This window comes from Stenotrophomonas maltophilia group sp. P373 (assembly GCF_053295075.1).
In genome coordinates, this window is the sequence record NZ_CM129994.1 from 2,802,068 (window position 1) to 2,828,760 (window position 26,693).

Sequence of the window (26,693 nt, forward strand, 5' to 3'; positions counted from 1 at the left end):
TGCCAGAGACGGGTGCTGGTGGCGTAGAACGCCCACGATGGCGGCGCCTCGCGCAGACCCAGCACCGCAGCGTGCAGCAGCGTGCAGCAGCGATGCCATGCTGACCAGTGCGAACAGGCCCAGGCTGATCCAACGCCCGCGCGCGCCACGTGCCCAGGCCAGGAACAGCAACGGGAACAGCAGGTAGAACTGCTCTTCCACACCCAGCGACCAGGTATGGGTATAGGGATTGAATTCGGCCTTGGGCGCGAAGTAATCGTTGCCGATCGCCGCCAGCACCCAGTTGCTGAAGCCGAACAACGCCATCAGCCCCGTCTTGTCGCTGGCTTCGCTGAGCCACGACTCGGGAATGAACAGCACGCTCGCCACAGCGGTCAGCAACACGCACGCCAGCAGCGCTGGTGCAATACGACGGATGCGACGCGCATAGAAGCGCAGCATCGACTGCCCCAGCGACAGCGGCGGCAGCCGGTGTACTGATGCGCTGACCACGAAACCGGAGATGACGAAAAACACATCCACGCCAGTGAACCCGCCCGGCAACCAGGCCGGGTCCAGGTGGAACACGATGACGGCCAGCACCGCGATCGCGCGCAGGCCGTCAATGTGCGGCACGTTGCCGCGGCTTGGATCAGCGGTCATCCCTTCCCCCACGGCCGCGACGGCAGCGCGCCCGCGGCGGTCACGCGCCTACCAGACCAGGTCGTCCGGCACCTGGTATTGCGGGTCCGCGTACGGATCCTCCTCGGCCGGCGCATTCGGATCGACCTTCAGCGCCACCGACGCGGCGAACACCGCCTCGGACTGCGCCAGCACCTCGGCGGTCACCAGCAGGTAGCGGCCATTGAGCTGGACCACCCCAAGCTCGCCGGCATTGAGCGCGGTCAGCTGTTCGGCGGTCACATAGATGCGCTTGATCTTGCCGCCATATGGGAAGTGGCGGGCGATATCGGCCGCTTCCGAGTTCAGGCTCTTGTCCTTCAGCAGTTCTTCCAGCTTGGCCTTGGCCTCGCGGCGCACACGCGCCTCTTCCTGCTTCAGGCGCTCGGTCTCGATGCGCTCTTCCTTTTCCTTCTGCGCGCGGATGGCGTAGGCCTTGGCCAGGTCCATCTCTTCGGCGCTGCGCGGCTTGCGCGGGCCCTGCTGGCCTGGGCCACGTGACTGGTCGGGCTTGCCCGGGCCGCCGTGGCCATGCCCACGACGCTCGCCGGGCTTGTGCTCGCCCTTGCCAGCGCCCTGCGGCTTTCCATTGCCGTTGCCACCCTTGCCCTGCGGGCGACCATCACGGCGGGGGCCATCATTCTTGCGCTCGGGCTTGGGCGCAGGCTTGAAGCCCAGGCCCATCAGCTGGTCGCGGAGGGTATCGCTCATAGGATTCGGATCAGTAGTGCGGCGGCGGCGGTTCGCTCGCCGGATCGGAAGAATTCAGCGCGTTGCGGACCTTGCCCAGGTCTTCCAGCAGCACGCGCAGCACGTCGGCGTTGCGCATGCCCTGCATGCGGGCATCGGCCAGCGCATCGCTCAGTTCGGCCAGCGCCTGTTCCTGGAAGGACACGCGCATTTCCAGTTCGACCAGGCGCGCTTCCAGCGCCTGCTCGCGTTCGGTTGGCAGCAGATCAGACATGCAGCGAGCGCCCCCGGCCAATGCCGTAGTACGCCAGGCCCGCCGCTTCCACATCCGCCGGCTCGTACAGGTTGCGGCCGTCGAACACCACCGCGTCCTTCAACTGCTCGCGCAGCATCTGGAAATCGGGGCTGCGGAACTGCTTCCACTCGGTCACCACGACCAGTGCATCGGCCCCCTGCAGCGCCTCGTCGGCACTGCTGCAGAACACCAGATCATCGCGCTCGCCGAAGATGCGCTGCGACTCGTGCATCGCTTCCGGATCGTAGGCACGCACCGTCGCGCCGCCTTCCCACAGCTGCGCCAGCAGGCGACGGCTGGAGGCTTCGCGCATGTCATCGGTGTTCGGCTTGAACGCCAGGCCCCACACGGCAAAGGTCTTGCCACGCACACCTTCGTCTTCACCCTTGTCGTAATGACGCTGGATGAGAGCGAACAGATGGCCCTTCTGCGCGTCGTTGACCGCTTCCACGGCGTTCAGCAGCTTCGGCTCCAGGCCGGCCTGCTGCGCGGTGCGGGCCAGCGCCTGCACATCCTTGGGGAAGCACGAGCCGCCGTAACCGGCGCCCGGGTAGATGAAATGCCAGCCGATGCGCGGATCCGAGCCAATGCCCTGGCGGACCTGCTCGACATCGGCGCCGACACGTTCGGCGATGTTGGCGATTTCGTTCATGAACGAGATCTTGGTCGCCAGCATCGCGTTGGCGGCGTACTTGGTCAGCTCCGCCGAACGCACGTCCATTTCCACCACGCGGTCGTGGTTGCGGTTGAACGGTGCGTACAGGCGCCGCATCACCGCCACCGACTCGGCGCTGGTCGCGCCGATGATGATGCGATCCGGGCGCATGCAGTCGGCGACAGCGTCGCCTTCCTTCAGGAATTCCGGGTTGGACACCACATCGAAGGCGATGTCCGCGCCACGTGCCGCCAACTCTGCGGCAATGGCGGCACGCACCTTGTCGGCGGTGCCCACCGGCACCGTCGACTTGTTGACCACCACGGTCGGCACGCTCATGTGCCGCCCGATGGTGCGGGCCACAGCCAGCACGTACTGCAGATCGGCACTGCCATCCTCGTCCGGCGGCGTGCCGACGGCGATGAACACGACCTGGCCGTGGCCGATCGCGGCCGCGGCATCGGTGGTGAACGCCAGCCGCGACGCGGCGTGGTTGGCCTTCACCATCGGCTCCAGGCCCGGCTCATAGATCGGGATGATGCCCTGGTTGAGGCCATCGACCTTGGCCTGGTCGATATCGACGCAGACCACCTGGTGGCCGACATCGGCCAGGCAGGTACCGGTCACCAGCCCTACATAACCGGTACCGAAAATCGCAACGCGCATGTCCGTGCAGGCTCCGTGGTCGCTTACGGCAGGACGCCCAGCAGCTCGACGTCGAAGGTCAGAGTCGCGTTCGGGCCGATCGGGCCACCCGGGGTGCCGTTCTCACCGTAAGCCAGCTCACCCGGGATCCAGAAGCGGTACTTCGAACCGACCGGCATCAGCGCGACGCCTTCGGTCCAGCCCTTGATCACCTGGTCCAGGCCGAACTCGGCCGGCTGGCGACCATAGGAGCTGTCAAACACGGTGCCGTTGAGCAGCTTGCCTTCGTAGTTCACACGCACCTTGCTGCTCGGCAGCGGGCGCTCGCCGCTACCCGGGCGGATGATCTGGTACTGCAGGCCAGACGGGGTGGTCACCACGCCCGGCTGGGTCTTGTTCTTGGCCAGGAACGCGTTGCCTTCCTCGCGGTTGGTCTGCGCAGCGGCGGCGGCCTTGGCCTGCATCTCGGCCTGCTTGCTGCCCATGAAGGCCTGGATGGTGGCGGTCGCGTCAGCTTCCGTCATCTTCGGCTGGCCCTTGCTCAGGCCTGTGCTGATCGCGTCAAACAGCGAGGCGACATCGATGTCGTCCTTCAGCTGTGCCAGCGACGGGCCGACCGAGTACGAACCGATCATCTGCGACACTTTGACGCGATCGACCTTCGGCGGCTGCGAACCCGGCGCCATGCCCGGCACCTGCTGGCCACTGCGGGCCATCACGACCTGGCGCAACGCGGCATCGGTGGCCTTGGCCTGTTCCTGGGTGATCTGCGGCTGCAGGCCTTCGAACGAACGCTCCACGGCAGTGCGCAGCGCGGCCACATCGATCTCATCGGCGATCGGGGTGAACGACTTGGCGACATCAAGGCCGATGGCGTAGCCGAGCTTCTGCTTGGGGGAATTCAAGGTTGCGGTCTCCTTGGCGGCTGCGGGGGCAGCCGGTTGTTGCGACAGAGCGACACCCGAAGTGCCCATCGCCAGAATCAGAACCGACGCCGCGGCGCCGCGCATTCCCATCTTCATTCGCTGCATTCCTGGAAGTGTCTGGGCGCCGACGTCGGCGCGAAAAGAAACATTGTCGCACGCATGCCGTCGATGTCGAGGCATCCGTGCCGGATATCAATGCGTGGCGGCTGCGGCCAGCGCCTTGTCGATGGCGGCGGTCAGCTGCGGATCGTCCGGCGTTACCTTGCTGGCGAACTGGGCAATGACCTTGCCATCGCGGCCGACCAGGTACTTGTGGAAGTTCCAGCCCGGCGCCACGCCGGTGGCCGCGGTCAGCCTCTGGTACAGCGGCGTGGCCTGTGCACCGACGACATGCACCTTCTCGAACATCGGGAACCTGACGCCGTAGGTGAGCGTGCAGAAATCCTGGATCTGCTTTTCGTCACCGGGCTCCTGGCCCTTGAAATCGTTGGACGGGAAACCGAGCACGGCAAAGCCGCGGCCGGCATAACGCTTCTGCAGCGCCTCCAGGCCTTCGTACTGAGGGGTATAGCCGCACTTGCTTGCGGTATTGACCACCAGCAGTACCTGCCCGTGGTAGCGCTGCTGCAGGTTGACCTGCTGCTTGCTCGCGAGTGGGCGGTACTCCAGGTCCAGCAGATCGGCCGCCAGCACATGGGAGGAACCGGCCAGGCCGGCCACCAGCAGGGTCAGCAGGGACAGGCCGCGCAGGCGGCGCGGGATAACGGTCGGCAGGGGCATCGAGAGCGGTCCGCGGTAGCCATTCACAGGGCCGGCCGGTAGCGGCCGGGAATCGGCCGAACTATAGCACCGCCCCTCGCCCCCCCCTTGTTGCGGCAAGCGCCAGCGGCTTTGCGCGGCGTGGCGTCTTCCCGCTGGACCCACCAGCGACGGCGCAGTGATGACATAGCATGGACAACACTGAATGGCAGGCGGAACTGGACCAGCCCGCACATCAAATTTATTTCCCTTTCCAATCAAATGGATAAGAGGATATTTCAGCAATTTGACCACCCCTGCCATCAGTTGGGGACGGCAGGGGGTTGCACCCAGGCGTGCCGGTGTTATAGTTGCATACAACACCAGTCACCTGAGACAGGGGGAAGCCATGAACGCCCGCATCCGTCGCAACCTCACCGCACCCGCGGCCGCTGCTGTTTCGACCCTGATCGTGCTGGCCTGGCTGGCCACGCCCACCACCCCCGCCTCTCCCGACAGTGCGCAGGACGCAACCGCTGCACCGGCCGGGAACGCCGATTCCTCCCCCCCTCCCCCGCGTCGGCTGCACAGCTCCCTGTCCATGCCGTATTTCTCGTTCGCCCAGCCGCTGACCCCACGGAGCTGAATATGAGCGACATCCAGTGGAGCGACGGCGCTCCCATCTACCGTCAATTGAAGGAGCGCGTGATCGCCATGATGCTCGACGGAATCCTGAAGCCGGGCGATGCCCTGCCTTCGGTGCGCCAGGTGGCCGCCGACTATCAACTCAACCCCATCACCGTTTCGCGCGCCTACCAGGAACTGGCCGATGAAGGCCTGGTCGAGAAGCGCCGCGGCCTGGGCATGTTCATGACCGAGCAGGCGGCCACGCAGCTGCGCAGCAGCGAGCGCGAGCGCTTCCTCAACGAAGAATGGCCCGCGGTGCTGGAGCGCATTCAGCGCCTGGGCCTGAGCCTCGACGAATTGCTGCCCCAGGGGAACGTCTGATGAACAGCACTGCAAGCGAACCCGTCATCACCGCGCGAGGCCTGCGCAAGGCCTACAGGACCACGGTAGCCCTCGACAACGCCAGCTTCAGCATTCCGAGCGGGCGCATCGTCGGCCTGATCGGCCCCAACGGCGCCGGCAAGACCACCGCACTGAAGGCCATCCTCGGCCTCACCTCGGTGGAAGGCGACCTGAGCGTGCTCGGCCGCGATCCGCGACTGCATCGCGATGAGCTGATGAATGACATCTGCTTCATCGCCGACGTCGCCGTGCTGCCGCGCTGGCTGAAGGTGCGCGAGGCGATCGACTTCGTCGCCGGCGTGCACCCGCGCTTCGACCGGGCCCGCTGCGAGCGCTTCCTGGCCAATACCAAGCTGCAACCGAAGCAGCGCGTGCGCGAACTGTCCAAGGGCATGATCGTGCAGCTGCACCTGGCGCTGGTGATGGCCATCGACGCCCGCATCCTGGTGCTGGACGAGCCCACTCTCGGCCTGGACATCCTCTATCGCAAGGAGTTCTACCAGCGCCTGCTGGAGGACTACTTCGACGAACAGAAGACCATCATCGTCACCACCCATCAGGTGGAAGAGATCGAGCACATCCTCAGCGACGTCATGTTCATCCGGGATGGCCGCATCGTGCTCGACGCGGACATGGACGACGTCGGCCAGCGCTACACCGAGCTGCTGGTCAATGCCGACCAGCTGGAGACCGCGCGTGCGCTGAAGCCGATCGACGAGCGCAGCCTGGCGTTCGGCAAGACCGTGATGCTGTTCGACGGCGTGCCGCGTACCCAGCTCTCTACCCTTGGCGAGACCCGCAGCCCGGGCCTGGCCGATCTGTTCGTCGCCATCATGAAGGGGACCTACGCATGAATGCCGTCAACCACCCCGTCAGCCCGATGGGCACCCTGCGCTGGCTGCTCAAGCGCGAGTACTGGGAGAACCGTGGCGGTTTCCTGTATGCACCGTTGATCGCCGGCCTGATCTCGCTGGTGATGAGCACCATCGGCATCGCCTTCGGCCTGTTCGCCCTGCACCGGGCCGCGCGTGATGGTGGCCTGCACATCGACGGCGAAGACGTGAACATCAACGGCCTGGACCTGGCCCTGCTGACCCGCGACATCAGTGCCAAGGACCTGGCTGACCTCGGCAACGGCCTCGACCTGACCCTGGTGCTCAGCTCGGCCTGGCCGTTCCTGGTACTGGCCTTCGTGGTGTTTTTCTACTGCCTGGGTGCCCTGTACGACGACCGCCGCGACCGCAGCATCCTGTTCTGGAAGTCACTGCCGCTGTCGGATACCCAGACCGTGCTGTCCAAGGTGATCAGCGCACTGATCGTGGCCCCGCTGATCGCGGTGATCGCCGGCATCATCACCATGTTCGGCTTCATGCTGGTGATCAGCATCGTCGCGCTGATGCACGGCGGCAGCCCAATGACCCTGATCTGGGGCCCGGCCAGCCCGCTGACCCTGGCCGCCGGCCACCTGGCCTGGATCCCGGTCTACGCCCTGTGGGCCCTGCCCACCGCCGGCTGGCTGCTGCTGTGCTCGGCCTGGGCCCGCAGCAAGCCGTTCCTGTGGGCGGTGATGCTGCCGCTGTTCGCCGGCGTCATCGTCAGCACGACCAAGGTGATGCCGCTGATCGGCCTGACCACGGGCTGGTTCTGGCAGAACATCGTTGGCCGGCTGCTGCTGGGCGGCGTACCGGGCACGGACCTGGTGTATCGCCTCAGCGCCGAGGAAGGCACGCGTCGCGACCTCGAATCGGTGGTCAGCCTGATGTCGCCGGCCTCGCAGCTGAAGTCACTGGCGATGCCGGAACTGTGGATCGGCGCCGCCGTCGGCGCCGTGTTCATCGTCCTTGCCATCCGTCTGCGCAAGCGCGCCGGCGAGATCTGATTCCATCCACCCGGAGGCACCACCCATGCGTTCCCTGCTCGCCTGTTCTGCGTTGTTGCTGTTGCCGCTGTCGGCGCTGGCCGCCGATGCTCCGAACTGCAAGTTCACCGCCGCCCGCACGCTGAAGCTGGATGTGGCCGGTGCCAGGGCTGTGGTGCTCGAGGTCAACCAGCACGACCTGAAGGTCGTCGCCGGCAAGGGCACTGGCCAGCTCGATGGCCGCGCCTGCGCGTCCAGCCAGGAATGGCTGGACCAGCTGGTACTGGACCAGCGCAGGGTGGGCGACAAGCTGGTGGTGAGCCTGCGCCGCGAGGGCCGCGACAGCGGCATCAGCCTGGGCAGCAGCTACGCCTGGCTGGACATCCGTGGCAGCGTGCCGGACAACCTGCCCCTGCAGCTGAAGGTCGGCTCCGGCGACGCCAGCGTGGACAACGCGCAGTCGCTGAGCGTGGATGTCGGCTCCGGTGATGCCATCGTGCGTGGCACCCGCGGCAGCATCCACGCAGCGGTGGGTTCGGGCGACCTGGACATTGATGGCGGCAGTTCGCTGAACCTGCTTTCGCTGGGTTCCGGCGACGTCAAGGTGCGCAACATCGGTGGCGATGCGGTCACCGGCACTGTCGGTTCGGGTGACCTGAAGATCAGCGATGTCCGCGGCAACGCACGACTGGACACGGTCGGTTCCGGCGACATCGGGTTCAAGCGCGTGCAAGGCAACGTCGAGGTCGGTGTGGTCGGCTCGGGCGATGTTGATCTGTCCGACATCGGCGGCAATGTGCATGTGCGCAGCCACGGCTCGGGGGACATCCAGGTCGATGGCGTGCGCGGCAGCCTGACCGTCGACCACAGCGGCAGCGGCGATGTCGGCCACCGCAACGTCAGCGGCACCGTCACCCTGCCCCGTAAGAAGTAACCGCTACCTGACCGATCGAGGGAACTGCCATGAATCTGCTGCGCGTGCTGCCTGCCGCCCTGCTGTGCCTGCCGCTGATCGCCTGCGGCGGCACGTCCTCCACGCCTGATACCACCGTCGGCAAAAGCGTGGCCGACGCGACCAGCGGGGTCGGCCAGACTGTCAAGGAGGCCATGGACGATGCCCGCAAGGACATCACCCAGGGCAACATCAAGATCTCGGCCGACAAGCAGCCGCGTGCCGAGATCACCCCGGATGGCCGCCTGCTGATCGCCGGCAAGGAAGTGGCCGCCAACGAAACCCAGCGCCGCCAACTGCAGGAGTACCGCGGCCACGTGGTCGCCATTGCAATGGACGGCATGGATGTCGGCCTGGCCGGTGCCAAGCTCGGCGCCAGTGCTGCCGGAGAGGCCCTGAAGGGCATCTTCAGCGGCGACAGCGAGGGCATCGAGAAGCGGATCAATGCCGAGGCGGAGAAGATCGAAGCCCAGGCCAAGCGCATCTGCAACCGCATGCCGGCGATGCTGGCCAGCCAGCAGGCGTTGGCCGCATCGCTGCCCGCGTTCAAGCCCTACGCCACAATGGACCAGAGTGACGTCGACGACTGCGGCAAGGACACCGTGGTCCAGCGCTAGGCCTGTGACAGATCAGCGCACCCGGCCGGCAGCGGCGCCCCGCTGCCGGCCGTCACGTGCCGACCGGCTTACAATGTCGGCCCCGGACGCCCCCCGAACCGAATGCCATGAAGAAGTTGTTCCTGCTGCTGGCCGCCCTGCTCTGCCTGGGCCTGGTCGGCTGTGACAAGGATTACCGCAACCACCGCGCCGAGCGCGGCAAGCCCAAGATTTCCGTCAGCGAAGGCATGGTGACCGTGCGTCGCCCGCCGGCACCGAACATCATCATCCTCGGCGATGGCACGATGAAGGTGGACGAGATCCAGATCCCGCTGGACCAGGGGCAGAAGCAGATGCTGCAGACGATGTTCGGCAGGCTGCAGGTGCTGCGCCAGAACACCCTGGTCGCCGCCCCGGCCGATCCCAACATGCAACCGGTGAAGATCCAGCCGCCAGAGGGCATGGAAGTGATTCCGGCGGACCTGATCCAGCGCATACCCGAGTTCAAGGATTACACCGACACGTTCGGCAACATCGTCGCCGACCGTCGCTGAAGCAGAAACGCCGCCCCAGGGCGGCGTTTCCTTTTGTAGAGCCGAGCCCATGCTCGGCTGCTGCCCGGAACCTGAGCCGAGCATGGGCTCGGCTCTACAACCAGCAGATCAACCGCCGGCGCCACCACCGCCAGCCTGGATGCCACCTGCGGTCAGTGCGGTCGGATCCAGCAGGCGCCGCAATTCGGCCTCCTCCAGCCCGCTGTCTTCCAGTGCCACGTCCAGCACCGGGCGTTGTTCCTTGTAGGCACGCTTGGCGATGGCCGCGGCCTTCTCGTAGCCGATGATCGGATTCAATGCCGTTACCAGGATCGGATTGCGCGCCAGCGCTTCGGCCACACGGTCCTCGCGCACCTTCAGCCCGGCGATCGCGCTGTCGGCCAGCAGCCGCGACACATTGGCCAGCAGGCCGATGCCATCGAGCAGGTTCACCGCAATCAGCGGCAGGGTGACGTTGAGCTGGAAGTTGCCGGTCTGCCCGGCCACGGTGATTGCCGTGTGGTGGCCGATCACCTGCGCGCAGGCCATCACGGTCGCTTCCGGAATCACCGGATTGACCTTGCCCGGCATGATCGAGCTGCCCGGCTGCAGCGCCGGCAGTTCGATCTCGCCCAGCCCGGCCAGCGGACCGGCATTCATCCAGCGAAGATCATTGGCGATCTTGATCAGCGCCACGGCCAGTGCATTGAGCTGGCCCGACAGTTCCACGGCATCATCCTGCGCGGCCAGGCCCTCGAACTTGTTCTCGGCGCTGTCGAACTTGAAACCGGTCTGTTGCTTCAGTGCCTTGGCCACCTGCCCGCCGAAGCGCGGGTCGGCATTGATGCCGGTGCCGATGGCGGTGCCACCCAGCGGCAGGCGGCGCACGCGCCTGAGGCTGTCTTCGATCCGCTCCTGCGCCGAGGCCAGCTGTGCCGACCATGCGCCGAACTCCTGCTCGAAGGTCAGTGGCATCGCGTCCATCAGGTGCGTACGGCCGGTCTTGACCACCTTGCGCAGGCTGCGGCCCTTCTTGTCCAGGGTCTTGCGCAGGTGCACCAGCGCCGGCAGCAGCTGCTCATGCGTCGCCAACACCGCCGACACGCGCAGCGCGGTCGGAATCACGTCGTTGGAGCTCTGCCCCTGGTTGACGTGGTCATTGGGGTGCACGGCGGTCTTGCCCGCCTTGCCGGCACGGTTGGCCAGCGTGGCGATGACCTCATTGGCATTCATGTTCGACGACGTGCCCGAACCGGTCTGGTAGACATCGATCGGGAACTGCGCATCCCAGTTGCCGGCGGCCACTTCGGCGGCAGCGGTCTGGATGGCCTTGGCCACGTTCTTCGGCAGATGGCCCAGCTCCGCGTTGACGCCCGCGGCGGCGCCCTTGATCAGGCCCAAGGCACGGATGAAACCGCGCGGCATGCGCTGGCCCGACACCGGGAAGTTCTGCACGGCACGCTGGGTCTGCGCGCCCCACAGGGCGTCGGCAGGCACCTGCAGCTCGCCCATGCTGTCGTGTTCGATTCTGAAACCCTTGCTTGCAGCTTTGCTCATTGCATCAACTCCGCACTACTTCAGTTGGGGAAAGGGAAGCGGCGGCTGGCAGGGTGTCGCTTCCCGGGCTGGCGGCTGCGCCAACGATACTCCCTTGCCCGCAGCGTGGGATGACGAGCGCGGGCCAGATCGTTCCGTCTGCACGGCCGTTGTGCACGCGCAGGGGTAGTGCCGGCCGCTGGCCGGCAATCCATGGAAGCGTAGGCCGGGCGTGGTTGCCGGCCAGCGGCCGGCACTACCTGACCGGCACGTCGTAGAATATGGCCCCCGCCGCTCGCCCCAGCCCTGCCGACATGTCCGATTCCGCCCTGCTCGCCCTGTCCCCGCTCGATGGCCGCTATGCCGGCAAGGTCGACGCCCTGCGCCCGATCTTCTCCGAGTACGGCCTGATCAAGGCCCGCATCACGGTCGAGGTGGAATGGCTGCTGGCGCTGGCCGCCGAGCCGGGCATCGTCGAACTGGCCCCGTTCTCCGACGCCGCCGTCGCCCGCCTGCGCGCCCTGGCCGCCAGCTTCAGCCCGGCCCAGGCTGCACGCGTGAAGGAGATCGAGCGCACCACCAACCATGACGTCAAGGCGGTGGAGTACTTCATCAAGGAACAGCTGAAGGACGACGCCGAGCTGGCTCCGGCGCTGGAATTCGTGCATTTCGCCTGCACCAGCGAGGACATCAACAATCTCAGCTACGGCCTGATGCTGGAACAGGCCCGCCGTGAAGTGCTGCTGCCGACCCTGGACGGCATCGCCAGCACCCTGCGCAGCCTGGCCCACGCCCAGGCCGGCCAGCCGATGCTGTCGCGCACCCACGGCCAGACCGCCTCGCCGACCACCTTGGGCAAGGAACTGGCCAACGTGGTCGCGCGCCTGGAGCGCCAGCGCAGGCAGATTGCCGCGGTCGAACTGACCGGCAAAATCAACGGTGCGGTCGGCAACTACAACGCCCACATCGCCAGCTACCCGGACGTGGACTGGCCTGCCTTCGCCGAGCGCTTCGTGACCGGCCTGGGCCTGGTATTCAACCCGTACACCACGCAGATCGAGCCGCACGACAACGTGGCCGAGATCGGCGATGCCGCACGCCGCGCCAACATCATCCTGATCGACCTGGCCCGCGACATCTGGGGCTACATCTCGCTGGGCTACTTCAAGCAGCGCCTGAAGGAAGGCGAAGTCGGCTCGTCGACGATGCCGCACAAGGTCAATCCGATCGACTTCGAGAATGCGGAAGGCAATTTCGGCATCGCCAACGCCCTGTTCGAGCACTTCAGCGCGAAGCTGCCGATCAGCCGCTGGCAGCGTGACCTGACCGATTCCACCGTGCTGCGTGCGCTGGGCACGGCGTTCGGCCACAGCCAGGTGGCACTGGATTCGCTGGCCAAGGGCCTGGGCAAGCTGGAGGTGAACCCGCAGCGCCTGGATGCGGATCTGGACGCGGCCTGGGAAGTGCTGGCCGAGGCCGTGCAGACGGTGATGCGCCGCCATGGCCTGCCGAACCCGTACGAGCAGCTGAAGGCGCTGACCCGTGGCCAGGGCATCACCGCCGAGTCGATGCGTGCGTTCGTGCAGGGGCTGGAGCTGCCGGCGGATGCGAAGCAGCGCCTGCTGGAGATGACCCCGGGCAGCTACACCGGTCTGGCCGAGGCGCTGGCGAAGAAGATCTAAGGGGTTTCCTTTGCGGCGGCGGCCGCGGGCGCTGCCTGCGGCAGGCAACGGCAACAGCAACATCAACGTCAAAGGCGGCTCTGGGTTATTGCTTCGCCTGGCGGGGCGGGTTGGGTTCGCGGGGGACGCCGTGAACCCGTCCCTGGGGGCTTGGCCGCGGCATCCATGCCGCGGACACCCCCGCGAACCCAACCCGCCCCACCTCTGACAGTTTCCCGGTGACGGATCGAAGAGCATTGGGTTGTCGGGACGGAATTTAAAAGAGGGACGCGGCTTCGCCGCGTCCCTCTTTGTTTGAGGGTCTTTTGTAGAGCCGAGCCCGTGCTCGGCTGCTTTTGGGCACGGGCATCAGCAAGCCGAGCGTTGGCTCTGCTCTACATGAGCAAGCGCAGCGCGCGACCCGCTTTTGCCTTTGATTTTCTTCTTTCATTCCGTGGCGGGCCGCGCAGGAAACTGTCAGGGGCCGGGCGGGTGGGCTGCGCGGGGGTGTCCGCCGCATGGATGCGGCGGCCAAGCTTACAGGGACGTACTTGCAGCGTCCCCCGCGCAGCCCACCCGCCCGGCCAAGCGCGGCTTTTGCTTGTGAACCCGTCCCCGCCACGAGGGGCTCCGCCGTTGGCCGGACACCCCGCGACAAACCACCGCACGTGCGCAATCCCCACGAACGTCGGACAATGGAGACCTTGGCGGCCCGCCACGCCGCCCCTCCCGCTTTCCGCTGCAAGGATTCCCCCCCATGGCCGCCCGCAAGTCCTCCGCCCCCCTCATCGAAGTCACCGCCCGCCCCGGCCAGCCGCTGGGCATGGCGCCGGCCACCTTCCTGCGCGACTTCTGGCAGAAACGCCCGCTGCTGATCCGCAACGCCTTCCCCAACTTCCAGACCCCGGTGCAGCCGGAAGACCTGGCCGGGCTGGCCTGCGAGGAAGGCGTGCTTGCGCGCCTGATCGAGCACGACAAGACCCAGGACGGCTGGCGCGTGCGCACCGGCCCGTTCCAGGAAGACGTGTTCCCCGCCCTGCCCGACCACGACTGGACCCTGCTGGTGCAGGACGTGGACAAGTGGGACCCGGACGTGCGCGCCCTGATCGAACACTTCAGCTTCCTGCCGCGTTGGCGCATGGATGACGTGATGATCAGCTTCGCCGCCACCGGCGGCTCGGTCGGCGCCCATGTCGACCAGTACGACGTGTTCCTGCTGCAGGCCCACGGCCACCGCCGCTGGCAGATCGACGCCAGCGAATCGATCAAGGGCAAGCAGCCACCGCTGGGCTTCCGCCCGGACGTGGAACTGAAGCTGCTGAAGGTGTTCAAGCCGACCCACGACTGGGTGCTGGCGCCGGGCGACATGTTGTACCTGCCGCCGAACGTGCCGCACCACGGCGTCGCCGAGGATCCCTGCCTGACGTTCTCCTTCGGCATGCGCGCGCCGTCCTCGGCCGAGCTGATCAGCGACTACCTCGACACCCTGATCGCCGATGCCGACGAGAACATCCGTTACCAGGATGCCGACCTCAAGGTGCCGGCCGACCCGAACGAAATCGACACGGTGGCGATGGCGCGGGTGATCACCGCGCTCAACGCCATCCGCATGAACGACCCGGACAAGCTGGGTGACTGGTTCGGTCGCTTCATCACCACCTACCGCGCCGCCGGCGAAGTGATGGCCCACCAGGCCGCACCGGCACCGGAGGAAGTGGTCCAGGCGCTGGCCTCCGGCCTGCTGCTGCAGCGCCACCCGTGGGCACGCCTGGCCTGGCGCCGGGCCAAGCGCGGCGCCAGCCTGTACGTCAGCGGCCAGGACTTCGCGCTGCCGGTGAAGGACGCCCAGCGCCTGGCCGGTGCCGAGCAGCTCGACGCCGCCGCCTATCGCGGCCTGTCCGACAAGGGCCGTGCCGTGCTCCAGCAGCTGCTGGCCGGTGGCGTGTTCCAGCTGATCGATCCGAACGAGGTGTATGACGCTGAAGATGAGGATGACGGCGAAGACGCCGTGGTGCTCGGCGAAGTGGTCGAAGGCCGTGACCGTGTCGACGCGATCGACGCAGACGCGGTGTCCGACGATGTCCACACCGTGACCGTGCACGACGACGGTATCGAGGTCATCGTCAACTTCGAGGACGACGACGAAGACGACAGCGACGACGGTCGCGCCTGAGCCCTGCCGCCATGGTCCGGGTCCAGCAGGTCAGCCACGCCGACGCCCACGTTGCCATCCACGACGTGCGCCAACGCGTGTTCGTGCAGGAACAGGGCATCGCCGCGGAACTGGAACGCGATGCGCTGGACCCGGTCAGCGTCCATGTGCTGGCACTGGACAGTGACAACCAGCCGGTCGGCACCGGCCGGCTGGCCCCGGACGGCCGCATCGGCCGTATGGCCGTGCTGGCCAGCCATCGCAGCCACGGGGTCGGTGAGGCCCTGCTGGAGGCACTGGTCGAGGCCGGGCGCAGGCTCGGCCTGGCCGAGCTGCACCTGCACGCCCAGCTGCCCGCCCGCGATTTCTATGCCCGCCAGGGCTTCCTGCCGGAAGGCGAGGCGTTCGAGGAGGCCGGCATCGGCCACCAGCAGATGCGCCGCCGGCTGGGCGCGGCCAGCGCGATCGACCGCCGCGCCGAGGCGGTGGCCATCACCACGGCCATCGTCCACCGCGCCCGCCGCCAGCTGTGGCTGCACAGCCGCCAGCTGGACCCGGGACTGCTCGACGCGGCGCCGGTGCAGGCCGCCCTGCGCCGCTTCGTCACCGCCCGCCACGACAAGCAGCTGCGGGTGATCGTGCACGATGCCGCTGCGATCGCCTCTGCCGGGGCACCGCTGCTGGCGCTGGCCCAGCGCTTGCCGAGCGTGATCCAGTTCCGCGAGGTCAGCGACCCGGTCGACCGCGCGCTGGCCTCTTCCTGCCTGCTCAATGATGCGGGCGACTTCTACTTTCGTCTGATCGGCCATCGCCTCGACGGCGAGGCCGGTATCGCGCTGCCGGCACGTTCGCAGCCGTTCGGGCAGCAATTGCAGCGCGTCTGGGACCGTTCGCGCGATTGCAGCGAACTGCGCGCGCTCGGCATCTGAGCCGGCGCCGCTGACCCAACCTGTCTGGAACCGGCACCGGCGGACGTGGGATGCCCGCAGTGGTGCCCCTTCGTGTCCCGTTGGGGGTACAATTTGGCTGTTTGAACGCGCCCGCGCAGGGCTATTCATCTTCCTGCCGGGTCCTTCTGAAGCCATACCCCACAAAGCGAATCAACACCCTCCATCGTGGACAATCAACTGAAGCAGTTTGCGCAATCTTCGCAACTCGCCGGCGGCAACGCCTCCTATGTCGAGGACCTGTACGAGCAGTACCTGGTCTCCCCGGATAGTGTCGATCCCAAATGGAAAACCTACTTCGACGGCTTCAAGGGCCGCGAAGCAGGTGACATTCCGCACTCGGCCGTCATCTCCCACATCGCGGACGCGGCCAAGGATGCGCTGAAAGCTGGCACCGGCACCGGTGCGGGCGACGAGCGCGAGCGCAATGTCGGTCGTCTGATCACCGCCTACCGCTCGCGCGGCCACCTGGACGCCCGCCTCGATCCGCTGGGCCTGGCCGCGCCGGTCAACACCCCGGACCTGGGCCTGCCGTTCCACAGCCTGTCCGATGCCGATCTCAACAGCGAGTTCAGCACCGGCGGCGTCGGCGGCCAGCCGCGCATGAAGCTGCGCGACCTGCTCGCACGCCTGAAGGCGACCTACACCGGCTCGATCGGTGCGGAGTTCATGCACATCTCCGAGGTCGAGCAACGCCAGTGGATCTACAAGAAGCTGGAAGCGGCCGGTGGCAACTACCAGCTGGACGCTGACACCCAGCGCCGCACCCTGGAGCGCCTGACCGCGGCCGAAGGCCTGGAGCGCTACCTGCACACCAAGTACGTCGGCCAGAAGCGCTTCTCGCTGGAAGGCGGCGACTCGCTGATCCCGATGATGGACACCATCATCCGCAGCGCCGGCAAGGATGGCGTCAAGGACGTGGTGATCGGCATGGCCCACCGCGGCCGCCTGAACGTGCTGGTCAACACCCTGGGCAAGAACCCGCGCAAGCTGTTCGACGAATTCGAAGGCAAGTTCGAGCACGACGAGCACGCGTCGGCGGGTGACGTGAAGTACCACATGGGCTTCTCCGCCGACGTGGCCACCGACGGTGGCCCGGTGCACCTGGCGCTGGCGTTCAACCCGTCGCACCTGGAAATCGCCGACCCGGTCGTGGCCGGTTCCGTGCGTTCGCGCCAGGAGCGCCGCAAGGACACCGCACGCAAGCAGGTCATGCCGATCCTGATCCACGGCGACGCGGCCTTCTCCGGCCAGGGCGTGGTCATGGAGCTGTTCCAGATGTCGCAGGCCCGCGGCTTCGCCGTCGGCGGCACCGTGCACATCGTGGTCAACAACCAGGTCGGCTTCACCACTTCCAACCCGCTGGATACGCGCTCCACGCGCTATGCCACCGACGTGGCGAAGATGATCGCCGCCCCGGTGCTGCACGTGAACGGCGATGATCCGGAAGCCGTCGTGTTCGCCGCGCAGCTGGCCTTCGAGTTCCGCCAGAAGTTCGCCAAGGACGTGGTCATCGACCTGATGTGCTACCGCCGCTGGGGCCACAACGAGGCCGACGAGCCGGCGATCACCCAGCCGCTGATGTACCAGGTGATCCGCAAGCACCCGACCACCCGCGAGATGTATGCCGAGCAGCTGGAAAAGGCGGGCGTGATCGCCGCCGGTGCCGGCAAGGCCATGGTCGATGCCTACCGCGAGAAGCTGGACGCCGGTGAAGTGACCACCGAGCTGGCCAAGGTCGAGAAGACTCCGCCGACCAGCCCGCTGTTCGTCGATTGGCCGAAGCTGCTGGAAGGCAAGCTGTCCGACCCGGTCTCGACCAAGGTCGAGAAGAACAAGCTGGTCGAGCTGGCCAAGCTGATCAACACCATCCCGGACGAAGTGCAGCTGCACTCGCGCGTGGCCAAGGTCTACGACGACCGCCGCAAGATGGCCGCCGGCGAGATCGCGGGCGACTGGGGCTTTGCCGAGAACCTGGCCTACGCCACCCTGCTCGACGAAGGCCACGCGCTGCGCCTGGTAGGCCAGGACGTCGGCCGCGGTACGTTCACGCACCGCCACGCGATCCTGCACGACCAGAAGACCGACAACTACTACATGCCGCTGCGGCAGCTGGTGGATTCGCCGGAGAAGGCCACCGTCATCGACTCGCTGCTGAGCGAAGAAGCGGTGATGGCCTACGAATACGGTTTCTCCACCACCGATCCGAACACGCTGTGCATCTGGGAAGGCCAGTTCGGCGACTTCGCCAACGGTGCCCAGGTGGTGATCGACCAGTTCATCGCCGCCGGTGAAGCCAAGTGGGGCCGCATTTCCGGCCTGACCCTGCTGCTGCCGCATGGCTATGAAGGACAAGGCCCGGAACACAGCTCGGCGCGCCTGGAGCGCTTCCTGCAGCTGTGCGCCCTGGAGAACATGCTGGTTGTCGTGCCGTCGACCCCGGCGCAGGCCTTCCACATGCTGCGTCGCCAGCTGCACATGACCACCCGCAAGCCGCTGGTGGTGATGTCGCCGAAGTCGCTGCTGCGCCACAAGCTGGCCGTGTCGACCCTGGACGAACTGGCCAATGGCGAGTTCCAGCACCTGATCGGCGACGCCAATGCCGATGCCAAGAAGGTCAAGCGCGTGGTGCTGTGCTCGGGCAAGGTCTACTACGACCTGCTGGAAGACCAGACCAAGCGTGGCCAGGACGACGTGGCGATCATCCGCGTGGAGCAGCTGTATCCGTTCCCGCGTGCGCTGCTGGCTGCCGAGCTGAAGAAGTACGGCAAGGCCACCGACGTGGTGTGGACGCAGGAAGAACCGCAGAACCAGGGCGCGTGGTACCAGATCCGCCACCATCTGCAGTTCTGCCTGGCCGATGGCCAGAACCTGCACTACGCCGGTCGCGCACGTTCGGCGTCGCCGGCTGCCGGTCACATGGCTGACCACGTCCGCGAGCAGCAGCAGCTGATTGCCGACGCACTGGTCAACCCGTTCAACGACACGTTCGCTGAATAATCCTCCCCCTATTTAGAAGACAAACCAGGAAGCTCCCGCAATGGCCACCGAAGTCAAAGCCCCGGTACTGCCCGAATCCGTCGCCGACGGCACCATCGCCACCTGGCACAAGAAGGTGGGCGACGCCGTCAAGCGCGACGAAAACCTGCTTGACCTGGAAACCGACAAGGTCGTGCTGGAAGTGCCGTCGCCGGTTGACGGCGTGCTGAAGGAAATCAAGTTCAAGGAAGGCGATACCGTGACCTCCAGCCAGGTCGTGGCGATCATCGAAGAAGGCGCCGTGGCTGCGGCTCCGGCCCCGGCCGCTGAAGAGAAGAAGGCTGAAGCCGCACCGGCCGCCGCTGCTCCGGCCGCAGCCGCCGCTCCGGCTCCGGCTGCCAAGTCGGCCGCCGACACCCTGCCGCCGGGCGCCCGCTTCACCGCCATCACCGAAGGCGTGAACCCGGCCGACGTCGACGGCACCGGCCGTCGTGGTGCAGTGACCAAGGAAGACATCGTCAACTTCGCCCGCAACGGCGGCGCCGGCAAGGCCGGCGGCGCGCGTCCGGAAGAGCGCGTGCCGATGACCCGCATCCGCAAGCGCATCGCCGAGCGCCTGATGGAGTCGAAGAACTCCACCGCCATGCTGACCACCTTCAACGAAGTCGACCTGTCCAAGGTGTCGGCGGCGCGCAAGGAGCTGCAGGACGAGTTCGTCAAGGCCCACGGCATCAAGCTGGGCTTCATGAGCTTCTTCGTGAAGGCCGCTGCCAACGCGCTGCAGCGCTTCCCGCTGGTCAACGCCTCGATCGACGGCGACGACATCATCTACCACGGCTACTCGGACATCTCGATCGCCGTGTCGACCGAGAAGGGCCTGGTCACGCCGGTCCTGCGCAACGTCGAGCGCATGTCGTTCGCCGACATCGAGAAGACCATCGCCGACTACGCCAAGAAGGCACGTGACGGCAAGCTGGGCCTGGAAGAACTGCAGGGCGGCACCTTCACCGTGACCAACGGCGGCACCTTCGGTTCGCTGCTGTCGACCCCGATCATCAACCCGCCGCAGAGCGCCATCCTGGGCATGCACGCCATCAAGGAGCGTCCGATCGCCCAGAACGGCCAGGTCGTGATCGCGCCGATGATGTACCTGGCGCTGTCCTACGACCACCGCATCATCGACGGCAAGGACTCGGTGCAGTTCCTGGTGGACATCAAGAACCAGCTGGAAAACCCGGGCCGCATGCTGTTCGGCCTGTAAGAAACCTCCCGCCCCTCCGCGCCTGCGCGGAGGGGTTCTGGTAATGCATCAAGGAATAATTCAATGGCTGAACAATTCGACGTCGTCGTCATCGGTGCCGGCCCGGCCGGTTACCACGCTGCCATCCGCGCGGCCCAGCTGGGCCTGAAGACCGCCTGCATCGACGCAGCGCTGGGCAAGGACGGCAAGCCGGCCCTCGGCGGCACCTGCCTGCGCGTGGGCTGCATCCCGTCCAAGGCGCTGCTCGATTCCTCGCGCCAGTTCTGGAACATGGGCCACATCTTTGGCGACCACGGCATCAGCTTCAAGGATGCCAAGATCGACGTCGAGGCGATGATTGGCCGCAAGGACAAGATCGTCAAGCAGTTCACCGGCGGCATCGGCATGCTGTTCAAGGCCAACAAGGTCGCCGCCTACTACGGCTTCGGCCAGCTGCAGCCGGGCAACGTGGTCAAGGTGAAGCAGCACGACGGTTCGGAAGTCGAGCTGAAGGGCACCAACGTCATCATCGCGGCCGGTTCGGATTCGATCGAACTGCCGTTCGCCAAGTTCGACGGCGAGACCATCGTCGACAACGTCGGCGGCCTGGACTTCACCGAAGTGCCGAATCGCCTGGCGGTGATCGGTGCCGGCGTGATCGGCCTGGAACTGGGCAGCGTGTGGAAGCGCCTGGGCGCTGAAGTCACCATCCTTGAGGCCATGCCGGAGTTCCTGGCGTCTGCCGACGCCGAAGTGGCCAAGGCCGCTGCCAAGGAATTCAAGAAACAGGGCCTGGACATCAAGCTCAATGCCAAGGTTTCCAAGACCGAGATCACCGGCAAGGGCAAGAAGAAGGAAGTCATCGTCACCTACATTGACGCGGAAGGCGAAAAGACCCTGACCGTGGACAAGCTGCTGGTGGCCGTCGGCCGTCGCGCCGCCACCAAGGGCCTGCTGGCCGAAGGCACCGGCGTCAAGGTCAACGAGCGCGGCCAGATCGAAGTCGACGCGCACTGCCACACCGGCGTCAACGGCGTGTGGGCGGTCGGCGACTGCGTGCGCGGCCCGATGCTGGCGCACAAGGGCTTCGAGGAAGGCATCGCGGTGGCTGAGCTGATCGCCGGCCTGCCGGGCCACGTCAACTTCGACACCATCCCGTGGGTCATCTACACCGAACCGGAACTGGCCTGGGTCGGCAAGACCGAAGCCCAGCTGAAGGCCGAGGGCATTCCGTACAAGGCCGGCAGCTTCCCGTTCGCCGCCAACGGCCGTGCCGTAGCGATGATCGAGCCGGCGGGGTTCGTGAAGATCCTGGCCCATGCCGAAACCGATCGCATCCTCGGCATGCACCTGGTTGGCGCCAACGTCTCTGAACTGGTGCACGAAGGCGTGCTGACCATGGAGTTCAGCGGCTCGGCCGATGACCTGGCCCGCATCTGCCACGCCCACCCGTCGCTGTCGGAAGTGATCCACGACGCCGCGATGGCGGTCAGCAAGCGCGCCATCCACAAAGCGAACTGATCGTCCACCTGGTAGTGCCGGCCGCTGGCCGGCTTCACCCGGATTCAAGAAGCCCCGCCTCGGCGGGGTTTTTTGTTGCTCATTTTCCTGTAGCGCCGAGCATTGGGCTCGGCGCTACACCTTTCCAGCGGGCTTCTTCGGTGGATCGTCACAGATCCGATGCTGCACCACCGTCTCGCCGACCTTCCATTCCTTCGTGACCCGGCAGCGCTCCCTGTCCCCGGGCCCCGTCGAAGCCTTCGCCCCAGCAGCATTCGCTTCGTCAGCACCGGCTGCCTGCTGGCGCTCCAGCCACACCGAAGGCGGTGCTGGAGGAGCGGCCTGTAGCGGGCCCGCCAACAGGGCCAGACCGACCAGCACCACCGCCCTCATGCGGGCACCGCCCGGCCACCGAGCATGCGCGCCGGCAGCATGAACAGCGCGCGCAGGAAGGCGAACAGCGCCGAGAAGGTGATGCCGACCAGTCGGAACGGCAGGCTCAGCAGCCACACGAACGGCCAGGCGATCAGGGCGAGGATCGCCAGCGGCCAGCACAGTACGAACAGCAGGCACCACACACCGAGCGCGAACAGGGTCTTCATCACGGTCTCCTTGGGACGGCACCCTGCCGCCTGCGGACACCTTGGCGCCCTACCCTGGCGCCGGCAAACAGTTTGCGACGAAACCGGGCTGGCGGCGATGAAACCGGTCCAGCGCAGTGCAACGCCACGCCCATGCCCGGCTGCGCTTCGTGGCGACCGCATGGAACCCGCGCTGACAGCAGCTCCTGCCGGTGCCTTGGCTCTGCAGCGCCCGATGGTGGTTGCCGGCCAGCGGCCGGCATGACCGCTATTCGAACGAACCGACCGAGTCGTGGGCCAGGTTGTCGAAGCGGGTGTACTCACCGAAGAACTTCAGTTTGCACGAGCCGGTCGGGCCACCACGGTGCTTGCCGATGATGATTTCGGCCAGGCCCTTGTCCGGCGAGTTTTCCTTGTTGTAGTAGTCGTCGCGGTAGATGAACACGATCATGTCCGCGTCCTGCTCGATTGCGCCCGATTCGCGAAGGTCGGCCATCACCGGGCGCTTGTCGGTACGCGTTTCCAGCGAGCGGTTGAGCTGCGACAGCGCGATCACCGGCACGTTCAGTTCCTTGGCCAGGCCCTTCAGCGAACGCGAGATTTCCGAGATTTCGGTCGCGCGGTTCTCGCTGTTGCCCGGCACGCTCATCAGCTGCAGGTAATCGATCACCACCAGGCCCAGGTCATGCTCGCGCTTGAGGCGGCGGCACTTGGAACGCAGCACTTCAGGCGACACGCCCGGCGTGTCGTCGATGAAGATCTTGGTTTCCTTCAGCATCTTGATCGCGCTGGTGACGCGGCTCCAGTCCTCGTCTTCCAGCTGGCCGGTACGCAGGCGCTGCGCGTTGATGCGTCCATTGGAGGAAATCAGGCGCATCGCCAGCTGCGACGCCGACATTTCCATCGAGAACACCGCCACGCCCTTCTTCGACTTGATCGCCGCGTACTCGGCGATGTTCAGCGCGAAGGTGGTCTTGCCCATTGCCGGGCGCGCCGCGAGGATGATCAGGTCGGTCGGCTGCAGGCCAGCGGTCATCGCGTCGAAATCGTTGTAACCGGTCGGCAGGCCGGTGATGTTGCCGCCGTTCTCGAAGCGGTTGCGCAGCTCCTCGAAGGCATCCTTCAGTGCACCGGGCATGGCCACGAAATCGGTACGGCCACGCGCACCCTGTTCGGCGATTGCAAACACGCTCTTTTCCGCCGAGGCCAGCAGCTCGCTGCTGTCACGCCCCTCCGGCTGGAAACCGTCGTTGACGATGTCGGTGCCGACCTGGATCAGCTGCCGCAGCACCGCTTTGTCGCGCACGATCTCGGCGTAGGCCACGATGTTGGCAGCTGACGGCGTGGTACTGGCCAGTTCGATCAGGTAGGCGCCGTCACCCACCAGTTCCATCTTGCCCTGCGATTCAAACCACTCGCCCAGCGTCACCGCGTCGAACGGCCGTTCGCGCTCGGACAGCTCGCGGATCGCACGATAGATCATCTGGTGATCGCGACGATAGAAGTCGCTTTCGGTCAGCTGGTCGTTGACACGGTCATACGCCTCGGGCGCCAGCATCAGGCCCCCCAGCACCGCCTGCTCGGCTTCCACCGAATGGGGCGGTACCCGCAACTGGTCGATGCGCGACTCGTCGCGATCGCGATCGAAGCCATCACCGCGCTCTCTGCGGTTGGAACGGAAGCCGGGACGAGCGGACATGCTGCGGTGTTTCCTGCAAAAGTGGGCCAGACGAGTGTAGGCATGTGCCGACCCCAGCAGCCATGGACAAGCCTGTGGATAAGCCGTGGGAAAACGGGGGATATCCGCCGGTACCTGGCCAGACTGGCGTGAAAGCGTCGCACTGCCTGCGACGGGCGCCGTTGCGGCGCCCGAGCGGGACATTATCGCAGATCAACGCCCCGGGGTCGGATCCCCTGCGACGCAGGGGACTCTGACCCCGCAGGCGTCAATTGCCCTTGACGTGCACTGCGATCAACGCCAGGAACCGGTCCACGTAGCCCTGCAGGAACTTCTGCGTGCCTTCGTTGTGGATCGTGCCATCGGCATCGATCAGGCCGTCCTTGAAGTGGATGAATGCCTCGGGCTGGCCCAGCACAAGCATGTCCAGGAAGGCCAGGCTGTTGCGCAGGTGCTGCTGGGCCACGGCGGTACCGATCTGGCCGATGGAGGCGCCGATCACCGCCGCCGGCTTGCCGGCAAACGCACTGTCACCGTACGGGCGCGATCCGATATCGATGGCGTTCTTGAGCACGCCGGGCACCGACCGGTTGTACTCGGGTGTCACGAACAGCACCGCGTCAGCGGCGCGCACCTGATCCTTCAGCCGGGTGCCCTGCGGCGGATAATCAGCGTCGAAATCCTGGTCGTACAACGGCAGATCGCCGATCTGCACGTACTGGAAGCGCGCGCGATCACCGGCGAGCTTCTCCAGCGCATGGGCCAGCTTGCGGTTGCAGGAATCCTTGCGCAGGCTGCCAACGAACACGGCGATGGTGGGGACGGACATCGGGACATACTCCTCACGGTGCGGGAGGCCCAGCCTAGTCGCCAGGCCCGTGCCATCCGGTGAAGATCAGCCGCCGGTCACGCCGGTCCGCGCCTGCCGCCAATGCGCCTGCCAGGCCTGGAACATCAGCACGTTCCACAAGTGGGTATGCCACTTGCGCTGCCCCCCCAGGAACTGCTGCCACAGCGGCTGCACCGCCGCCGCCGACAGCACGCCCTCACGCTCCAGCCGCGCCGGCTGCAGCAGGTCCTCTGCCCAGGGTCGCAGGTCGCCCTTCAACCAGTCACTGACCGGTGCGCCAAAACCGCGCTTGGGACGGTGCACCATTGAATGCGGCACGTAACGGCCCAGCACGCGCTTGAGCAGCACCTTGCTGGTCGTCTCACTGCGCTTGAAGCCCAGCGGCAGCGACCAGGCGAACTCGGCCACGCGCCAGTCCAGCAATGGCGCGCGCGCCTCCAGGCTGACCGCCATCGAGGTCCGGTCGACCTTGCACAACAGGTCATCGGGCAGGTAGGTCACGAAATCGGCCAGCATCATCGCGTCAGCCGGTGTCCCCGCGCCGTGCAGCGGATCGGCCAGGTCGTAGAAGCTGCCGGCCGCCTGCGCACCGGGTACCGCCGCGGCAGGGTCGCGCCAGCGCGAGATGCGGTTGCGGTAGACGTCGCCGATGCCACGTGCGCCTGTCTCGGCCAGCAGCGCCGCCAGGCCACCGGTCCGCGAGGCCTCGCCCTGCTGCTGCGAGCGTGCGCCCATCCAGCGCCGCAGCGGCCCCGGCACGCGTCCGAGCATCTGCCAGTTGCGCAGCGCGCGTACATAGCGGGTGTAGCCGAAGAACAGCTCATCGCCACCGTCGCCGGACAGCGCGACGGTCACGCCCTGCCGTGCCAGCCGTGCCACCAGCGCGGTCGGCACCTGCGACGCATCGGCAAAAGGTTCATCGAACATCGCCGGCAACTGCGGCACCACCGCCAGCGCGTCGGCGCCACTGACGTACAACTCGGTGTGATCACAGCCGAGATGAGCCGCCAGCTCCCTGGCCAGCGGAGCTTCGTCATGTCCCGAGTCGGTGAAGCCGATGCTGAAACTATGCACCGGCTGCCCGCTCTGCGCCTGCATCAGCGCTGCCACCAGCGATGAGTCCGTGCCGCCGGACAGGAATACGCCGACCGGCACGTCGGCCACCATGCGCAGCGCCACCGCATCGCGCAGCAGCGTATCCAGCTGTTCCTCGGCCTCCTCGATGCGGCCCTGGAACGGGGCGGCCAACGCCGCCTGCATGCGTGCGCGCGCATCCCAGTACGGGCGCTGCGCCTGCTCCGGGCGGTGTGCCGCGGCGCCTGCGGCCACAGCCGCTGCATCCAGCCGCAGCACTCGGCCCGGCATCAGCTTGTAGCAGCGCTGGTGGATGCTGTGCGGCGCCGGGATGTAATCCAGCCGCAGCAGCAAGGTGAGCGCATCGCGGTCGATGTCGTTGTCGAACGCCGGATGTTGCCAGAGCGCCTTCAGTTCCGAACCGAACACCAGCGTGTCGCCGGCCCAGCCGTAGTACAGCGGCTTCTTGCCGACGCGGTCGCGGGCCAGCCACAGGCAACGATCCTGACGGTCCCACAGCGCGATGGCGAACATGCCGTTGCAGCGCTGCAGGGTGTCTTCGACGCCCCACTGCAGGATCGCCGCCAGCAGTACTTCGGTGTCGGAATGGCCGCGGAAGGTGTACCCCAGCGGCTCCAGCTGTTCACGCAGGGCCGCGAAATTGTAGACCTCGCCGTTGTAGGCCATCACGTAGCGGCCGTCCGCCGAGGCCATCGGCTGGTGGCCCAGCGGGGACAGGTCGAGGATGCTCAGGCGTCGATGCGCCAGCGCGATGCCCGCCTCGGCATCGACCCAGCTGCCGCCATCATCCGGCCCGCGATGGTGCAGCGCCTGGCCCATGGCCAGCGCCTGCGCCTGCAGCGCCTCGGCCGACGCCAGCGGCGCCGGCAACAACATTCCCGCCAATCCACACATGCA

General features: G+C 66.5%; 24 protein-coding genes and 1 pseudogene. 13 read left to right on the plus strand and 12 right to left on the minus strand.

The annotated features are described in order from the left end of the window. Nucleotides 1-156 precede the first annotated feature (156 nt). The 6 genes and pseudogenes from ACSYHF_RS13050 to ACSYHF_RS13075 all read right to left on the minus strand — a co-directional run. Nucleotides 157-642, minus strand: a pseudogene (locus ACSYHF_RS13050) (acyltransferase family protein); the annotation flags it as partial. 48 nt (nt 643-690) lie between these two features. After that, on the minus strand, nt 691-1,371 hold the full coding sequence (locus tag ACSYHF_RS13055; RefSeq protein ID WP_375366869.1) for a DUF2058 domain-containing protein: 681 nt from the start codon (nt 1,369-1,371) through the stop codon (nt 691-693). A gap of 10 nt (nt 1,372-1,381) precedes the next feature. Next, entirely contained in the window at nt 1,382-1,624 is a 243-nt protein-coding gene (locus ACSYHF_RS13060) for a SlyX family protein (RefSeq protein WP_005410256.1), read from the minus strand. Further along, nucleotides 1,617-2,966, minus strand: a complete 1,350-nt coding sequence (locus ACSYHF_RS13065; protein ID WP_053499456.1) for a UDP-glucose dehydrogenase family protein — start codon at nt 2,964-2,966, stop codon at nt 1,617-1,619. The genes ACSYHF_RS13060 and ACSYHF_RS13065 overlap by 8 nt, the downstream gene beginning before the upstream one ends. A gap of 23 nt (nt 2,967-2,989) precedes the next feature. Continuing rightward, nucleotides 2,990-3,967, minus strand: coding sequence for an FKBP-type peptidyl-prolyl cis-trans isomerase N-terminal domain-containing protein (locus ACSYHF_RS13070; protein WP_014037761.1), 978 nt, complete (start codon nt 3,965-3,967; stop codon nt 2,990-2,992). A 96-nt stretch (nt 3,968-4,063) separates the two neighbouring features. Next, nucleotides 4,064-4,651: a glutathione peroxidase gene (locus tag ACSYHF_RS13075; RefSeq protein WP_053499455.1), complete on the minus strand. Its 588-nt coding sequence runs from the start codon at nt 4,649-4,651 to the stop codon at nt 4,064-4,066. 367 nt (nt 4,652-5,018) lie between these two features. On the opposite strand from ACSYHF_RS13075, the gene ACSYHF_RS13080 reads away from it, so the two are divergent. The 7 genes from ACSYHF_RS13080 (at nt 5,019) to ACSYHF_RS13110 (ending at nt 9,598) form a co-directional block, all read left to right on the plus strand. After that, nucleotides 5,019-5,255, plus strand: a complete 237-nt coding sequence (locus ACSYHF_RS13080) for a hypothetical protein (protein WP_032954303.1) — start codon at nt 5,019-5,021, stop codon at nt 5,253-5,255. Between the two features lie 2 nt (nt 5,256-5,257). Beyond that, nucleotides 5,258-5,617, plus strand: a complete 360-nt coding sequence (locus tag ACSYHF_RS13085) for a GntR family transcriptional regulator (RefSeq protein WP_005417481.1) — start codon at nt 5,258-5,260, stop codon at nt 5,615-5,617. After that, entirely contained in the window at nt 5,617-6,492 is an 876-nt protein-coding gene (locus ACSYHF_RS13090) for an ABC transporter ATP-binding protein (protein ID WP_005417484.1), read from the plus strand. Before ACSYHF_RS13085 ends, ACSYHF_RS13090 begins: the two co-directional genes overlap by 1 nt. Next, nucleotides 6,489-7,517, plus strand: a complete 1,029-nt coding sequence (locus tag ACSYHF_RS13095) for an ABC-2 transporter permease (protein WP_065178601.1) — start codon at nt 6,489-6,491, stop codon at nt 7,515-7,517. Before ACSYHF_RS13090 ends, ACSYHF_RS13095 begins: the two co-directional genes overlap by 4 nt. Before the next feature lie 25 nt (nt 7,518-7,542). Next, nucleotides 7,543-8,430 (plus strand): GIN domain-containing protein, encoded by an 888-nt coding sequence (locus ACSYHF_RS13100; protein WP_053499448.1) that lies wholly within the window; start codon nt 7,543-7,545, stop codon nt 8,428-8,430. Between the two features lie 29 nt (nt 8,431-8,459). Continuing rightward, the gene (locus tag ACSYHF_RS13105; protein ID WP_049439937.1) at nt 8,460-9,065 is read left to right on the plus strand and encodes a hypothetical protein; all 606 of its coding nucleotides are present in this window, start codon (nt 8,460-8,462) and stop codon (nt 9,063-9,065) included. 107 nt (nt 9,066-9,172) lie between these two features. Next, entirely contained in the window at nt 9,173-9,598 is a 426-nt protein-coding gene (locus ACSYHF_RS13110; RefSeq protein ID WP_061480101.1) for a hypothetical protein, read from the plus strand. A gap of 108 nt (nt 9,599-9,706) precedes the next feature. On the opposite strand, the gene ACSYHF_RS13115 is transcribed toward ACSYHF_RS13110, so the two are convergent. After that, nucleotides 9,707-11,134: a class II fumarate hydratase gene (locus ACSYHF_RS13115; protein WP_447575712.1), complete on the minus strand. Its 1,428-nt coding sequence runs from the start codon at nt 11,132-11,134 to the stop codon at nt 9,707-9,709. A gap of 293 nt (nt 11,135-11,427) precedes the next feature. Between ACSYHF_RS13115 and purB the strand changes: the two genes are divergently transcribed. The 6 genes from purB to lpdA all read left to right on the plus strand — a co-directional run bounded on the left by purB (nt 11,428) and on the right by lpdA (nt 21,613). Further along, nucleotides 11,428-12,795: an adenylosuccinate lyase gene (gene purB / locus ACSYHF_RS13120; RefSeq protein ID WP_171955548.1), complete on the plus strand. Its 1,368-nt coding sequence runs from the start codon at nt 11,428-11,430 to the stop codon at nt 12,793-12,795. A gap of 736 nt (nt 12,796-13,531) precedes the next feature. After that, the gene (locus ACSYHF_RS13125; protein ID WP_329845138.1) at nt 13,532-14,947 is read left to right on the plus strand and encodes a ribosomal protein uL16 3-hydroxylase; all 1,416 of its coding nucleotides are present in this window, start codon (nt 13,532-13,534) and stop codon (nt 14,945-14,947) included. Nucleotides 14,948-14,958: 11 nt separating this feature from the next. Beyond that, nucleotides 14,959-15,855, plus strand: a complete 897-nt coding sequence (locus ACSYHF_RS13130) for a GNAT family N-acetyltransferase (protein WP_095378099.1) — start codon at nt 14,959-14,961, stop codon at nt 15,853-15,855. A gap of 186 nt (nt 15,856-16,041) precedes the next feature. Continuing rightward, nucleotides 16,042-18,873, plus strand: coding sequence for a 2-oxoglutarate dehydrogenase E1 component (locus tag ACSYHF_RS13135; RefSeq protein WP_053499858.1), 2,832 nt, complete (start codon nt 16,042-16,044; stop codon nt 18,871-18,873). Between the two features lie 40 nt (nt 18,874-18,913). Then, complete coding sequence (gene sucB, locus ACSYHF_RS13140) at nt 18,914-20,113, plus strand: dihydrolipoyllysine-residue succinyltransferase (RefSeq protein WP_053499860.1); 1,200 nt, start codon at nt 18,914-18,916, stop codon at nt 20,111-20,113. Nucleotides 20,114-20,176: 63 nt separating this feature from the next. Continuing rightward, entirely contained in the window at nt 20,177-21,613 is a 1,437-nt protein-coding gene (gene lpdA / locus ACSYHF_RS13145) for a dihydrolipoyl dehydrogenase (protein ID WP_447575713.1), read from the plus strand. A 114-nt stretch (nt 21,614-21,727) separates the two neighbouring features. Here the strand turns inward: lpdA and ACSYHF_RS13150 are convergent, their stop codons facing one another. From ACSYHF_RS13150 to asnB, 5 genes are all read right to left on the minus strand, one after another. Beyond that, nucleotides 21,728-21,985: a hypothetical protein gene (locus tag ACSYHF_RS13150; RefSeq protein ID WP_065178304.1), complete on the minus strand. Its 258-nt coding sequence runs from the start codon at nt 21,983-21,985 to the stop codon at nt 21,728-21,730. After that, nucleotides 21,982-22,194, minus strand: coding sequence for a hypothetical protein (locus ACSYHF_RS13155; RefSeq protein ID WP_005417525.1), 213 nt, complete (start codon nt 22,192-22,194; stop codon nt 21,982-21,984). The genes ACSYHF_RS13150 and ACSYHF_RS13155 overlap by 4 nt, the downstream gene beginning before the upstream one ends. Nucleotides 22,195-22,441: 247 nt before the next feature. After that, the gene (locus tag ACSYHF_RS13160) at nt 22,442-23,872 is read right to left on the minus strand and encodes a replicative DNA helicase (protein ID WP_005417526.1); all 1,431 of its coding nucleotides are present in this window, start codon (nt 23,870-23,872) and stop codon (nt 22,442-22,444) included. Between the two features lie 247 nt (nt 23,873-24,119). Further along, nucleotides 24,120-24,680, minus strand: a complete 561-nt coding sequence (locus ACSYHF_RS13165) for an NADPH-dependent FMN reductase (protein ID WP_095378100.1) — start codon at nt 24,678-24,680, stop codon at nt 24,120-24,122. A 66-nt stretch (nt 24,681-24,746) separates the two neighbouring features. Then, nucleotides 24,747-26,690 (minus strand): asparagine synthase (glutamine-hydrolyzing), encoded by a 1,944-nt coding sequence (gene asnB / locus ACSYHF_RS13170; RefSeq protein ID WP_005417530.1) that lies wholly within the window; start codon nt 26,688-26,690, stop codon nt 24,747-24,749. Nucleotides 26,691-26,693 lie beyond the last annotated feature (3 nt).